This window comes from Chitinilyticum piscinae, assembly GCF_015223195.1.
Lineage (GTDB): Bacteria > Pseudomonadota > Gammaproteobacteria > Burkholderiales > Chitinibacteraceae > Chitinilyticum > Chitinilyticum piscinae.
This window is the reverse complement of the sequence record NZ_JADFUA010000005.1, coordinates 83,150-96,624: the sequence shown is the minus strand read 5'-3', so window position 1 is coordinate 96,624 and position 13,475 is coordinate 83,150. Positions and strand designations below refer to the sequence as shown.

Below are 13,475 nucleotides of genomic sequence, written 5' to 3'. Positions count from 1 at the left end.
GGGGTATATGGCTGTAGGCTTTTTATAAAATGGCTTTCAGCCATATACCTGCCGATGTAAAACAAAAGCCCCGCAGTGCGGGGCTTTTGTCATGCGGTGCGAAGTTGCTTACTTGTCGCTCAGTGCTTCCACGCCCGGCAGTGCCTTGCCTTCGAGGAATTCCAGCGATGCGCCACCGCCGGTGGAGACGTGCGAGACCTTGTCTTCCAGGCCGGCTTTTTCCACGGCGGCAACCGAATCACCGCCGCCAACAACGGTGATGGCGCCGGCGGCAGTGGCTTCAACCAGCGCGTGGGCGATGGCAAAAGTGCCTTCAGCCGAAGCGTCGATTTCGAAGACGCCCATCGGGCCATTCCACAGCACGGTCTTGGCGGACTTGATGATTTCGGCGTAGCGGGCACGGGTCGCCGCGCCGACATCCACACCTTCCTGGTCTGCCGGGATGGCGGTGGAATCAACCTGCACCAGCCCATCGAGCGTACGGGCATCGAAATCCAGCTTTTTGGTGACCATGGTGTCCGACGGCAGTTCCAGCTTGTCGCCGGCCTTGGCCATCAGTTCACGGGCCAGATCGACCTTATCGTTCTCGCACAGCGACTTGCCGATTTCCAGGCCCTTGGCCTTCAGGAAGGTAAAGGCCATGCCGCCGCCGATCAGCAGCTTGTCAACCTTGGGCAGCAGCGCTTCGATCACATCAATTTTGCCGGAAATCTTGGAGCCACCAATGATGGCAACCAGCGGGCGAACCGGCTTGTTCACTGCGTCGCCAAGGAAGTCGAGTTCCTTCTTCAGCAGATGGCCCGATGCGCGCGGCAGATCAACGCCAACCATGGAGGAGTGGGCACGGTGCGCGGTACCGAAGGCATCGTTCACAAATACGTCGCCGAGCTTGGACAGGCTGGCGCGGAATTCGGCCACCTTGGCCGGGTCGGCCTTCACGCTGTTGCCATCCGCATCTTTGGCCTTGCCTTCTTCCTCGATGTGGAAGCGGACGTTTTCCAGCAGGACCACGTCGCCGGCGGCCAGTTTGGCGCAGGCGGCTTCAACTTCAGCACCTACGCAATCGTTCAGGAAGGTGACCGGCTTGCCCAGCAGTTCGGACAGGCGGTTGGCAACCGGAGCCAGGCTGTATTTTTCAACCTTCTGGCCGTTAGGGCGACCCAGATGGCTCATCAGTACGACGGAGGCACCTTGCTCCAGTGCGTAGCGGATGGTGGGCAGCGCGGCGCGGATGCGCTTGTCGCTTTCGACAACGCCGTTCTTGACCGGAACGTTGAAATCCACGCGCATCAGCACGCGTTTGCCGGCGAGATCGAGGTCTTCAATAAACAGCTTGGCCATGCAGCAGCTCCAGAGTGACAGTGAAAATGGGCGTATTGTAACGCGGATGCGGCCCGGTCTTCAGCAGACCGGGCCGGAATGCGCAGGAAAAAATGCGGCTTCAGTGATTTGGCGCAAACCCTGCCGCAGGCAGGTGACGGTCTAGCCGCGGTGCGCCGGGATGCGCTGCTCCAGCCACTGGCGGAGATCCGCCAGGGTCATCGGCTTGGCATACAGATAGCCCTGTGCCTCGTCGCAGCCCAGTCCGCGCAGGAAACCGGCCTGCTCGGTGGTTTCGACCCCTTCGGCAATCGTCGACAGTCCCAGTTTCGAGGCCAGAGCCACGATGGTTTCCGCGTACATCCCGCCCCGGCCGTTGGCAATTTCACGGATGAAACTTTGGTCGATCTTGAGGCAATTGATCGGTAGGGCCCGCAACTGCCCGAGTGACGAAAATCCGGTGCCGAAGTCGTCAATCGAGATGCGGATCCCCAGTTCCTTCAGGGCGCCAAGTGCGGAAATCACGACCTTGGGTTCGTCCATCGCAATGCTCTCGGTGATTTCCAGTTCGAGCGCCGTGGGCGGCAGCCGGTGCGAGCCCAGGATATGGGCTATCCGGTCGATCAGCATGCGGTTGCGGAATTGCGGCATGCTTACGTTGACGGCGACGCGGTGCGGTGCATTGGGCAGATCCTGCAGGCTGCGCCAGGCATCGGCGGCTTCGGCCAGTACCCATTCGCCGATTTCAACAATCAGACCGGAATATTCGGCCAGAGGAATAAACACGGATGGAGGCTGAACGAAGCCGTTTTCTCCTGGCCAGCGCACCAGTGCTTCCATGCCAACGACGCGATTGCTGTTCAGTTCGATCTGCGGCTGGTACCAGACCTGCAGCTTGTTGCTCTGGAAGTCCTGCCGCAGATGCCGAATGACTTCCAGACGCCAGCGGGTGTTGTCTTCCATGTCGGCCATGAAATATTCATGGCTTTCGTGATAGTGCTTTTTCGCACGGTTCAGTGCGATATTGGCGCGCTTGAGCAGCGTAAACCCGGATTCACCGCTTTCCAGCATGCGACAGTAGCCACAGGAAATGCTGACGGGTAGATGGTGCTCTCCGGCCGCGAAAGGCTGGGAGAAAATGCGCTGCAGATTGGCCGGATTCAGTTCGGATTCTGGCCCGAGCAGGCCGAAAATATCGGCTCCGGTGCGCGCCAGCTTGCAGCTTTTCCCCAGGTGCGCCTCCAGCCGGTCGGCAACGGCGACCAGCAGCGCATTCCCGACATCGTGGCCCAGCGCATCATTGACGTCGGCAAAATGGTCCACGTCGAGCAGGCAGACCACATCGCTTTCATTGCGCTGGCGAGAAGCCACATCCAGCCACAGGATGAAGCAGCTGCGATTGGCCAGCCGGGTCAGCGTATCGTGGTAGGCCACGTAGTTGAGCATCTCCACCTGCTTGACGTTGCCGAAGCAGGCGCTGATGTTGGCGGCAAATACTTCGACCAGCTGCCGATCCTGGTCCGAGAGGCCACTGCCGGTGTGCAGATAGACGGCCGCCTCCTGGTTGCCGCCCTTGAGATAAAGGGTCGTCGATTCCGTTTCGAACAGATGAGCTTGTTGATTAATGCAGCGGAAGATCGCGGTTTCGATTTCCGGTTCGTGCAGTTCCTCGACTGGCGCGGTGATCAGATGCGCAAGGCGGCCAGCTGCGCCGACGATATAGAGGCGTTCATCCTCGCTATCCAGCGGTGAGCCGCGCTGCGCGCAGACAATCCCGTCCAGTGGCAGCTTCAGCAGGGCGGTCATCTGGGTGAGTACGCCTTCGGCAAACTGCGTCAGCGCGTGTTTTTCCATCAGGTCGGCTACTGCGCTGACAATCAGCTCCAGCCCCCGGCGATTTTCGGCAATGGTGCGGATCTGATCGTAGGAGCGCAGCGCGGCAGTAATGGCAGTGATCAGCCGGGTGCGGGTCAGCTCGGACTTGGTGCGGTAATCATTGATGTCGTATTCATTGAATACGGAAATTTCCGGCGCGTAGCCGGGCTGGCCGGTACGCAGGATGATGCGGCACTCGCTCATGCCATAACGGTTGCGGATATCACCGACCAGTTCCAGGCCGGCCTGGCCACTTTCCATGACGACATCGAGCAAGATCACTGCAAAATCACGCCGTGCTTCCAGAATCTCTCTTGCCTCGCTGGCCGATGAGGCATGGGTCAGTTCAAGGGGGCGGTGCTGGATATGGATGCCGTGCAGCGCCAGCCGGGTTGCGGCATGCACCGCGTCGTCGTCGTCGACAACCAGCACCGGCCATGCCGGAACATGGTTTGCATCCTGTTCGTCCTCTTCCTCCAGCCATTGCAGCACTTCATCCTGGTCGTGTTCAGCCATTGTTGTTCTCTTTCCTCGTTTCGGCTGGCGCCACGCGTGGTAGATCAAGCGTGAATGCCGTGCCTTGCCCGGGCGTGCTTTCCAGACGCAAGCTGCCACCGAGCACTGTTTCCGTCAGATTCTTCACTATGTATAGACCAAGACCGCTGCCGCCCTCGGCCAGTTTGGTGGTGAAAAACGGGGTGAAGACGTCTTCCTGCTGTTCGGGCGGGATGCCGCAACCATCGTCGCGATACTGCAGCTGGATCAGTTCGTCTGCACTGCGGCAGGCGGAAATGGTGATCTGGCCGGCCAGCCCCTCAGCGAATGCATGCTTGATGCTGTTGATGATCAGATTGGTCAGGATCTGTTCCAGCGCTCCCGGATAGCTGTCGAGCAGCAGCCCGTCGTCGGCCGCGACCGTGATGCGGTGCGGCTGGTGTTTCAGCTGGGGAGTGAGCGTGGTCAGCACTTCGCGGATGGTCTGCCCCAGATCGAATTCGCGCCGGCGCTCACTGCTGGTATCGGTGGCTACTGTCTTGAAATGGGCGATCAGCTCGCTGGCGCGGCGGGCATTGCGCTCGATCAGTTCGGCTGCCTCGTCACTCAGAGCAAGAAATTCGAGCACGCTGGATTTCTTCAGGGTGCCATTCTCGTTATGCTGGCCGATGTCCCTGGCACTGTCGCGCAGGGTGGTGGCGACGGTCAGGGTATTGCCCAGCGGCGTGTTCAGCTCGTGGGCAAGGCCGGCAACCAGACTGCCCAGGGTGGCCAGTGTTTCGGCATGTACCAGGCTTTTGAGTGCCTGCTCAAGCTCGGAATTGGCCGTCTGCAGTTCGCGCTGGCTTTGATGGACTTCCGATTGCAGCCGTTGCTGCATGGCCTGCAGTTCCTGCTCGGCTTCCTTGCGGGCATGGATATCGACATCCATGCAGACAAATACCTGTTCACCCAGGTAATCGTCCACCAGAAAAATCGTGCAGAGTGCCCAGCGCCGCTGTCCGGATTTGGTCTGCAGCGGGGCCTCGAATGGTTCGGCCGCCTGATGGGTTCGGGCCACATCGCTGAGTTGGGTCAGAAAGCTCAGCAACTCACGGCTGTTGAAGAGCAGCTGATCTACCCGTTTACCCACGGCCTCGGCGCTGCTCCAGCCATACAGCAATTCGCTGGCGCGATTCCAGAATACGACATGGCCATCGCTCGTGTAGCCCTGGATGGCAATGTGCGCGGGCTGGTCGATGATGGCGTGCAGCATGGTATCGCTCTGCTGCAGCGTGTATTGAGCCTGTTTGCGGGCAGTAATGTCGAATACGATGCCGTCGATCAGGATGGCGCCCGATGGGTGCTCGCGCGACTGGGCACATTCGAGTACCCACAGCCACTGGCCCCGGCCGGAGCGGAGACGGTATTCGATCTCGTATGTGCCTTCACTCTGGCTGTGCGCGCGAACCTGTTCCGCCAGCTTGGCCTGGTCCTGCGGATGCACCAGCTCCATGTACTGCCGTGATCCGGAGGGCAGAAATTCCCGTTCGGCGTAACCGGTCATCAGGCTGATGCTGGGGCTGGCCAGCAACAACTGGTGGCCGTTTTCACCGGGTTTGCTGCGAAAGACAATACCGGGAATCTGCTCGACCAGCATGCGGTAATTGCGCTCGCTGTCGGCCAGCTCTTCGGTCAGGCTTTCCAGGTCGCGCGCATGCCGGCGGCTGGCATAGAGGCCATTGAGGGCTATCCAGCCGATGGCACCGGTCAGAATGCTGATCAGAATGCCCACGCCGGTAATCAGGTTTGCCAGCTCATGCAGCGGGCCGGGTTGCAGCTGCAGCGGCGTTGTCCAGCCCAGCTGCCACTTGCCGTTGCTATGCCATTCCTGCAGCGGCAGCAGCAATGTGCTGTCCGGATCGCCGGCAAGGTAGCGGGGGGAGCCCACTCCGGTGACGGTCAGCGCCAGGACCGGACGCAGGGCGCCGGAGAGGCCGGGCGCCAGCAAGGTATTGAGCTGCTTGCGCTCGATGCGGCTTAGCAGCAAGCGTTCCGGGCTAAGCGCGATGGCATGGTAGATGCCCTGGGGGTCGCGGTCATCCAGCAGCCACTGCGGTGACGTTCCCGTGGCCACGCTGCGCAGTGCCGCTTGCAGTTGTTCCGGCAAGGCCTCGGTTCCGGCTAGTACTCCCTGAGGGTATGTGCCCGGATCAGCTGAAATGACTCCCTTGCTGATCGATACCCTCGCATACGGGGCTAGCAGCTGTACGCTGTAGCGTGCCGTGATGCAGTTCTGCGTTTCCGTATCGCTGCGGCAGAGCTGCTGCAAGGTCAGGCTGCGCTGCTCCATGCCGTGCAGCCAGAGGCGGAAAGCATCGCCGTACTGGCGGGCTTCGCCTTTCAAGGAGTTCAGGCGGTTTTCATTGGCGATGTTGTCAATATGACTGCCCAGCCTGCTGCACAGGGCGATGGCAAACAGGGTCACCAGCGCAACGCCGGTGCGCAGTGCGGCTTGTGGGAAGCGATCCAGCAGCAGATACAGCTTTTCCATCAGCCTCCGACCTCCAGCAACAGTCGGTCTGTCCATTGCATTGCCTCAAGCAGCAGTCCCGCCGCATCACTGGCCAGATCGGGAGGGGATGGTTCGCTGCTTTCCAGTGCCAGGACTTCGGCAAGCAGCAAGCCCAGCGTACCTGATCCGTCCAGCAGCGCGGTGCGCACATCATCCTGCAGTTGCAGCGGATTCAGCAGGGTGTCGCGTGGCTGCTGGTAGAGCGCGTCCAGCAAGGAGAGCAAACCGACCATGAAGCCCTGCTCGGCCAGCGAGCGATTGCCCGGATGGCGCTGCTGGGCAAGCAACTCCATCAGCCGGCCGCGGCAGACGGCCAGATTGACCAGCGGATCCTGCTTGGGCAGGCCCTGTTCCTGCCGGGTAAACAGCAGGAGCTGGACCCAGCGCATCAGCTGGCGCCGTCCGAGAATGGCAATCGCGTGCTCGATGCTGTCGATGTGGCAGGGCGCGCCGCAGGCGACCGAGTTGACCAGCTTGAGCAAGGTGAAACTCATCTGGGGCGAGGGCTTGAAGGCCTGTACCAGCTCGGCCAACGAAGCATCGCGATTGAGCAGGCCGAGCAGTTGCAGCAAGGCCCAGTTCGGCGGACTGGATTGCTTGCTGGTCAGAATGGTGGGCCGGGCAAAGAAATAGCCCTGGAACAGGTCGAAGCCCAGCTCGCGGCATTGCGCGTACTGTTCCATCGAGTCGATTTTCTCTGCCAGCAGCATAACCCCGAATGGTCGGAACGCGGCTACGGCATGCGCCAGCTGGGCAGGTGTGCAGGCAAGCACATCGATCTTCACGACATGGATATGTGGCAGCAGCGGCTGGTGGCGTGCGTCGAATTCAAGGACGTCATCCAGTGCCAGACGGAATCCTTTGGCGGCGAGCTCGGCACAGCGGGCAACGACGGCCTCGCTGAGTTCGACCGTTTCCAGAATTTCCAGTACCACAGTCGCTGCTGGCAGCAGCTCGATGGTGTCCGACAGCAGCAGATCGGCGCTGACATTGATGAAGCCGCTGCGATTTTCCAGTACGTGACCCAGCCCGAATTCGCCAAAGGCGTTGCGGATGACGTGCGAGGTGGCGGCGAAGTCATCCAGAACCGTCGCCCGGTTGTGCTGGCTGTCGCGAAACAGCAATTCGTAGGCAAAGAGTTCACCGTCGCGATTGACGATGGGCTGGCGGCCGATGTGCAGGGTTGAGGACATTGAACCGGATCGGGAGCAGATTTACTTCCACTCTAGACGATCTGGGCTGGAGCCTGCATTCCTTTTGCAAGTTGCTGTTGCAAGGTGTCCTGTAATAGCAGCAGGTCTGACCAGGCCTTGGACTTGTCCGGCAGATTGCGCAGCAGGTAAGCAGGGTGGTAGCTCACGACGAGCGGAATACCCTGCCACTGGTGCACCCGGCCGCGCAGGGCGGAGACTGGAGCATCGGTGCGCAGCAGATGGGAAATGGCAAAACGCCCTACGGCGAAAATCACCTGAGGCTGCAGCAGTGCCAGCTGGCGGTCCAGAAAGGGCGTGCAGCGTGCAACCTCCTCGGGAGCCGGATTGCGGTTGCCCGGTGGGCGGCATTTCAGCACATTGGCAATGTAGACCTGATCGCCGCGGCTGTGCCCGATGGCGCGCAGCATATTGTCGAGCAGCTGGCCGGCCGCACCGACAAAGGGTTCGCCCAGCCGATCCTCTTCGGCGCCCGGCGCTTCGCCGACGATGGCAATCCGCGGGCGCTTGTTGCCGACACCGAATACCGCCTGCTGGCGCTGCTGGCATAGCCCGCAAGCGCTACAGCCGCGGACTTCTTCCTGCAATTCCTGCCAGTCGAGCCGGGCGATGCGCAGGCTGCGTTCGTCCTTGCTGGTTTCGTTGTCCGCTCCGGTGTGAGCAGGCGTGTCATCCTGCTGCGGGCGACGTACCCGGGTAACTTGTTCCAGCAGTTTTTGTGCCGTGCGGGAAACCGGTGACGGGGTGTGGTGTCCCGGTGCGGGTGTCGGTGTTTCGCTGGCGACGCGGTCAGCGGCGAGGGCTGGGGCGTGATTTTCGACTCTGGCGGCCTGCGCATCCTGTTCGGCCTGCGCCATGTCGGCCAGCACACTGCGTCTGATCCAGAATGGGCCTAGGTCCAGTGCCGCCAGTCTGTCGTTGCGCAGGCTCATCGACTCATCGCTCCGCAATTTATACTATCAAGGGTATAGATCAGTGCATCTTCCCGTTCGCGGTCTAGCGGGTAATACCCCTTGCGTAGCCCGGTTTGTACAAAGCCATGACGGGCGTAGAAGGCTTGGGCTGTGCAATTGCCGGCACGGACTTCCAGAAACAGCTGCACCATGCCGCGCTGCTGCAGCTCAACCATGGCCGCCTGCAGCAAGGTGCTGGCATGCCCTTGTCGCTGCAGCTCCGGTGCGACCGCGATCAGCAGCAGCTCGGCCTCGTCCACCAGCGGCATGACGACGCAGAACCCGGCCAGCCGGCCAGGGGTGAAGAGCCCGAGACACAGGTGCCCGGCCAGCGAGCTGCGCCAGCTGCTTTCTGACCAGGGATGGTTATTGGTCGCGGCATCCAGTGCCAGCAATGCCGGCAGATCGGCCTCGGTCAGCGTGCGCAGCATCTCAGTGCCCACCTGCCTGCTGGCGCTCGGCCGTTTTCAGTGCCACCTTGTCGCGCAGATAAACCAGTTCTGCCTGCGCGGCAGGAAGGCCGTGTCCGGCGGCAAAACGGGGCATCGCCAGTTCGAGCAGCTGGGCGGCACTCGGGCGCAGCGCAGCGTCGAACGCTGTCGCTTGGGCGGCAAAGCGGGCTTGTAGTGCTTCCGGGAATACGGCAAAGCCGCTGCCACAGGCATGCCAGCCAGAGCCATCCGGAACCGGTGCCGCCTCGGGGTTGCATACCACAGGCTCGCACACCGACACCCAGCCTGATTCGCTGCGGACGTAGGCTGCGGCGTAGACCTGCTGCATGCGCGCATCCAGACAGGTGATGACGCGCTCCTGTCCACTGGCCTGTGCAAGTGCTTCCAGTGTGGAAATCCCCAGCACCGGAATCCCCAGTGTGAAGGCCAGCCCCTGCACGATCCCGCAGCCGATGCGCAAACCGGTAAACGAGCCCGGCCCGCTGGCAAAGGCAATGCCTTCGAGATCGGCCAGTTCCGTGCCGGTTGCCGTGAGCAGGTCTTGCAGGCGCGGTAGCGTCAGCTCGGCGTGTTTCTGCCCGACCATTTCGCCATGGCAGACGATGCCCGAAGGCGTACTCACGGCAAGCGAGAGGTAGTCGGTGGCAGTATCAAGCGCGAGGTAGGCCATGCAGCAGCAGATTTGAAATCACAAACCGCGAGTTTAGCATGCCGCTTGCCCCGACTGAGCGGGTAGCGCCTTCATGCTAAGATTGCGCCCATGCAGAATTCTCCTTTTCCTCCTGCTGCCGCTGCGCAGCGTGCGGTCACACTGACTGTATTCGGCTGGCGCTGGCCCGATCCGGCCATCAATGCCGCCGCCCTGAAAGAACTGAAACTCACAGCGCTGGCACGGCTCTGGGGGCAGGGGCGGCGGGTGCCGCTTGCCACGGCCGATTATGCCGGCTGGATTGCCCAGCGTGCACCCGCAGGCGAACTGCCCGAAGCCGCGCTGCTGCTGGCGGCCAGTGGAACAGCCCCGGAGCCCGGTTGCTGGTTGCGCATGGATGCCGTGAATCTGGACCTGCACAATGATCAGCTGGTGCTGCAGCCCTTGCGCAGCAAGGAGGTGCGCAGCGACGAGCGTGAACAGCTGTTTGCGGCACTCCAGCAGCATTTCGCCAGGGAGGGCTGGATACTGGCTGATGACGCGGCAGGGCGCTGGTATCTCCGTTTGCCGCAGCGCCCGTCGGTCAGTTTCGTTCCCCTGCAGCAGGTCGCCGGACGCAGCATCAACCAGGCGATGCCGCAAGGTGCTGACGCGTTGTTCTGGCATGGCCTGATCAATGAGATCCAGATGCTGTTCTACACGCATCCGGTGAACGATGCCCGCTCCGCAGCGGGTGAACCTCTGATTAGCGGCGTATGGTTCTCGGGCCTGGGGGAGTGGCCGCTGCCAGCACCGTTGCCGGCGCTCGCGCCCATGCTGCATGCGGATGATCCGCTACTGGCGGCAATCCAGCACGCTGCCGGGCAGTCGGCCGCGGCGCTGCCGGCGAGCTTTGCATCGAGCGTTCGCCATGCCGTCCTCGATCAGGCATTGCCGGTCTTGCAGGGCAATGACCCGGTCGGCTGGTTTGCCTGCTGGCAGGCCCTGGAGCTGAACTGGTTTGCGCCCTTGCTCGCCGCCTGGCAAGGCCGGGAGCTGGAATTCATCCGCATCGAATTCCCGGAGCTGGGCATGGCGCGCGAGCTGACCCCGGCCAGTCGCTGGCAATTCTGGAAACGTGCGGGTTTGCCGAAATGAGCCGCCCCATCCATTTGCAGCCCCGTCCGGTCGATGCCACGCTGGCTGGCCTGCTGCAGCAGCAGGGGTTGAGCGCGCTGGAAGCGCGCATCTACGCGGCGCGCGGCATTGCATCGGTCTCGGAGCTTGAGCATGAGCTCGGCCGGCTGCTGCCCTGGCAGCCGCTAAAGAACGCCCGTGAGATGGCCGAACGGCTGGCGGATGCGATTGCCCGGCGCGAGAAACTGCTGATCGTGGCCGATTATGATGCCGACGGCGCAACAGCCTGCGCTGTTGGCCTGCGCGGACTGGCATTGCTGGGCGGGGTCGTCGATTTCATCGTTCCCAACCGTTTCGAGTACGGTTACGGACTGACCCCCGAAATCGTCGAGCAGGCCGCCCAGCGCCAGCCGGATATCCTGATCACGGTCGACAATGGCATCGCCAGCGTGGCCGGTGTTGCGCGTGCGCACGAACTGGGACTGGAGGTGCTGATTACCGATCACCATTTGCCTGGCGATACCCTGCCCGAGGCGCTGATCGTCAACCCGAACCAGCCGGGCTGTGCCTTCCCGAGCAAGCATCTGGCGGGTGTCGGCGTGATGTTCTACGTATTGCTGGCACTGCGAGCGGTGCTGCGTGAACGCGGCGCCTTTGCCGGCACTGCCGAACCCAATCTGGCCTGCCTGCTGGATCTGGTTGCCCTGGGCACGGTCGCCGATGTGGTCAAGCTCGATAGCAATAATCGCATACTGGTGGAGCAGGGGCTGCGGCGCATCCGCGCGGGGCGGGCTGTGCCGGGGCTGCTGAGCCTGTTTGCGGTGGCCGGCCGCAACCCGGCGCGGGCCGGTTGCTTTGATCTGGGCTTTGCACTCGGACCGCGACTCAATGCCGCAGGCCGGCTCGATGACATGAGCCTGGGCATCGCCTGCCTGCTGGCTGGCAGCGAAGCGGCGGCCGAGCCGCTGGCCCGCGAGCTGGATCGCATGAACCGGGCACGCCGCGAGATCGAAACCGATATGCGCGAAGAGGCCGAGCAGATTCTGGCGGGCGTGAATGTCGGTGCGCAGTTTGCCGTTACGCTCTACCAGCCGGACTGGCATCAGGGCGTCGTCGGCATCGTGGCGGCACGGGTGAAGGATCGTTTTCACCGGCCGACCATCGTGTTTGCGCAGGCCAGTGACCAGGAAATCAAGGGCTCGGGACGCTCGATTCTGGGCTTGCATCTGCGGGATGCACTGGATCTGGTCAGCAAGCGCCATCCCGGGCTGATCCAGCGTTTTGGCGGTCACGCGATGGCGGCGGGTTTATCGTTGCTGCCGCAGGATTTTGCACGCTTTGCCGCAGCCTTCGAGGCAGTCTGTGCCGAGTTGCTCGAAGGGCGTCCGCCCGAGCAGGTGCTCGACACCGATGGCGAGCTTCCGCAGGAGGGCTTTCACTTCGCGCAGGTCGAACGGCTGGAAAAGCAGGTCTGGGGGCAGGGTTTTCCGCCGCCGCTGTTTACCGGGCAGTTCCGGGTGGTCGAGCAGCGGCTGGTGGGCGAGAAGCACCTCAAGTTGCGCCTGGCGACTGCGTATGGCCAGGTATTCGACGCGATGCGCTTTTCGCACGCCGAACCGCTACCGGAAACGATTGCTGCGGCGTATCGTATTGGAATCAATGAATTCCGCGGCGAGCGCAATGTGCAGCTGCAGATCGAGCATTGTTTCTGAGTTCCGGGGTATGCACCCCTGACTTACGGAAATAATGGCGTATGAGCCAATACGCCAAACAGTATGGTGGAGGTGTTGATGATCCATCCGATTACCGTGCTGGTGTATGGCACGCTCAAGCGGGGCGGCTGGAATCACCGCTGGCTGGGTAATGCCACTTTCCTTGGTGAAGCCGAAACCATCGACTGGTATACGCTGTATGCCGAATCGGGTGTGCCACACCTGGTCCGCGACGAAGCCAGCTATCCGGTGCGTGGCGAACTGTATCTGCTGGATTACGCTACATTGCTGGATCTGGACGAGCTGGAAGGGCATCCGCTGGAGTACCGGCGCGAGCAGGTGCCGGTGCGCGGGCCATCGGGCGAAGAGCTGCTCGCCTGGATCTACTTTGCCGGCCAGCCCCGCGGCAACCGGCTGCGGCAGGGCGTATTCATCATTGACTGAGTGCTTGCCGCTGATCGGAAGGTGATCGGGCCGGCTTGCATCTAGACGACTGGTCTAATATTATCTCGTCCATGATGCGTACCCAGACCGATACTCGCGAACACCTGCTGGCCACCGCCACGGCCATTCTGCTCGGCAAGGGTTTTGCCGCGGTCGGGCTGGCTGAAATTCTTGCTGCTGCAGGGGTGCCCAAGGGCTCGTTCTACCACTACTTCCCCTCCAAGGAAGGTTTCGGTGTCGCGCTGCTGCAGCGCTACTTCGAGCACTATGACGAGCGGTTGCAGCGGTTGCTCTGCCCGGAGCAGGGCTCGGCCCGCGACTGCCTGCTGGCGTATTTTTCCGGCTGGCAGCACTGTCACAGCAACGAAGGCGCGATGCCGGGATGCCTGGTGGTGAAGCTTGCCGGCGAGGTGGCGGATCTCTCCGAGCCGATGCGCGAAGAACTGGCGCGTGGCACGGCCCGCATCGTGGCACGGCTGGCCGAATGTCTGGCACGTGGTCAGCAGGAAGGCTCGATTGTGCGTTCGCTGGATGCCGCACAGCTGGCTAGCAATCTTTATAGCCTCTGGCTGGGCAGTGCCTTGCGCAGCAAGGTGCAGCACGATGCCGCCAGCCAGCAACAGGCACTGGTGCTCACCGCGCAATTGCTGGGACAGGACTGATCTGCTGCGCTGATTGTTTGCAGTTGGGATAA

General features: G+C 62.1%; 11 protein-coding genes. 4 read left to right on the top strand and 7 right to left on the bottom strand.

The window, feature by feature from the left end; genetic code table 11:
* Positions 1-108: 108 nt before the first annotated feature.
* From INR99_RS09920 to tsaB, 7 genes are all read right to left on the bottom strand, one after another.
* The gene (locus tag INR99_RS09920) at positions 109-1,341 is read right to left on the bottom strand and encodes a phosphoglycerate kinase (RefSeq protein ID WP_194116196.1); all 1,233 of its coding nucleotides are present in this window, start codon (positions 1,339-1,341) and stop codon (positions 109-111) included.
* Positions 1,342-1,482: 141 nt separating this feature from the next.
* Positions 1,483-3,711 (bottom strand): putative bifunctional diguanylate cyclase/phosphodiesterase, encoded by a 2,229-nt coding sequence (locus INR99_RS09915; RefSeq protein ID WP_194116195.1) that lies wholly within the window; start codon positions 3,709-3,711, stop codon positions 1,483-1,485.
* Entirely contained in the window at positions 3,704-6,223 is a 2,520-nt protein-coding gene (locus INR99_RS09910) for a PAS domain-containing sensor histidine kinase (protein ID WP_194116194.1), read from the bottom strand. Before INR99_RS09910 ends, INR99_RS09915 begins: the two co-directional genes overlap by 8 nt.
* Complete coding sequence (locus INR99_RS09905) at positions 6,223-7,437, bottom strand: EAL and HDOD domain-containing protein (protein ID WP_194116193.1); 1,215 nt, start codon at positions 7,435-7,437, stop codon at positions 6,223-6,225. Before INR99_RS09905 ends, INR99_RS09910 begins: the two co-directional genes overlap by 1 nt.
* Before the next feature lie 32 nt (positions 7,438-7,469).
* Positions 7,470-8,387: a uracil-DNA glycosylase gene (locus INR99_RS09900; protein ID WP_194116192.1), complete on the bottom strand. Its 918-nt coding sequence runs from the start codon at positions 8,385-8,387 to the stop codon at positions 7,470-7,472.
* Entirely contained in the window at positions 8,384-8,839 is a 456-nt protein-coding gene (rimI, locus tag INR99_RS09895; protein ID WP_194116191.1) for a ribosomal protein S18-alanine N-acetyltransferase, read from the bottom strand. The genes INR99_RS09900 and rimI overlap by 4 nt, the downstream gene beginning before the upstream one ends.
* Position 8,840: 1 nt before the next feature.
* Positions 8,841-9,530, bottom strand: a complete 690-nt coding sequence (gene tsaB, locus INR99_RS09890) for a tRNA (adenosine(37)-N6)-threonylcarbamoyltransferase complex dimerization subunit type 1 TsaB (RefSeq protein ID WP_194116190.1) — start codon at positions 9,528-9,530, stop codon at positions 8,841-8,843.
* A 90-nt stretch (positions 9,531-9,620) separates the two neighbouring features.
* On the opposite strand from tsaB, the gene INR99_RS09885 reads away from it, so the two are divergent.
* From INR99_RS09885 to INR99_RS09870, 4 genes are all read left to right on the top strand, one after another.
* A complete protein-coding gene (locus INR99_RS09885; protein ID WP_194116189.1) occupies positions 9,621-10,646 on the top strand; it encodes a hypothetical protein in 1,026 nt (341 codons plus the stop codon).
* On the top strand, positions 10,643-12,337 hold the full coding sequence (gene recJ, locus INR99_RS09880; protein WP_194116188.1) for a single-stranded-DNA-specific exonuclease RecJ: 1,695 nt from the start codon (positions 10,643-10,645) through the stop codon (positions 12,335-12,337). The genes INR99_RS09885 and recJ overlap by 4 nt, the downstream gene beginning before the upstream one ends.
* Before the next feature lie 78 nt (positions 12,338-12,415).
* On the top strand, positions 12,416-12,781 hold the full coding sequence (locus tag INR99_RS09875; RefSeq protein ID WP_194116187.1) for a gamma-glutamylcyclotransferase family protein: 366 nt from the start codon (positions 12,416-12,418) through the stop codon (positions 12,779-12,781).
* Positions 12,782-12,855: 74 nt separating this feature from the next.
* Complete coding sequence (locus INR99_RS09870) at positions 12,856-13,443, top strand: TetR/AcrR family transcriptional regulator (RefSeq protein ID WP_228098189.1); 588 nt, start codon at positions 12,856-12,858, stop codon at positions 13,441-13,443.
* The last annotated feature ends 32 nt before the right edge of the window (positions 13,444-13,475 follow it).

Coding starts and splice junctions, on each gene's coding strand:
- INR99_RS09920 (WP_194116196.1), bottom strand. CDS start 1,341: ATGGCCAAGCTGTTTATTGAAGACCTCGATCTCGCCGGCAAACGCGTG.
- INR99_RS09915 (WP_194116195.1), bottom strand. CDS start 3,711: ATGGCTGAACACGACCAGGATGAAGTGCTGCAATGGCTGGAGGAAGAG.
- INR99_RS09910 (WP_194116194.1), bottom strand. CDS start 6,223: ATGGAAAAGCTGTATCTGCTGCTGGATCGCTTCCCACAAGCCGCACTG.
- INR99_RS09905 (WP_194116193.1), bottom strand. CDS start 7,437: ATGTCCTCAACCCTGCACATCGGCCGCCAGCCCATCGTCAATCGCGAC.
- INR99_RS09900 (WP_194116192.1), bottom strand. CDS start 8,387: ATGAGCCTGCGCAACGACAGACTGGCGGCACTGGACCTAGGCCCATTC.
- rimI (WP_194116191.1), bottom strand. CDS start 8,839: ATGCTGCGCACGCTGACCGAGGCCGATCTGCCGGCATTGCTGGCACTG.
- tsaB (WP_194116190.1), bottom strand. CDS start 9,530: ATGGCCTACCTCGCGCTTGATACTGCCACCGACTACCTCTCGCTTGCC.
- INR99_RS09885 (WP_194116189.1), top strand. CDS start 9,621: ATGCAGAATTCTCCTTTTCCTCCTGCTGCCGCTGCGCAGCGTGCGGTC.
- recJ (WP_194116188.1), top strand. CDS start 10,643: ATGAGCCGCCCCATCCATTTGCAGCCCCGTCCGGTCGATGCCACGCTG.
- INR99_RS09875 (WP_194116187.1), top strand. CDS start 12,416: ATGATCCATCCGATTACCGTGCTGGTGTATGGCACGCTCAAGCGGGGC.
- INR99_RS09870 (WP_228098189.1), top strand. CDS start 12,856: ATGCGTACCCAGACCGATACTCGCGAACACCTGCTGGCCACCGCCACG.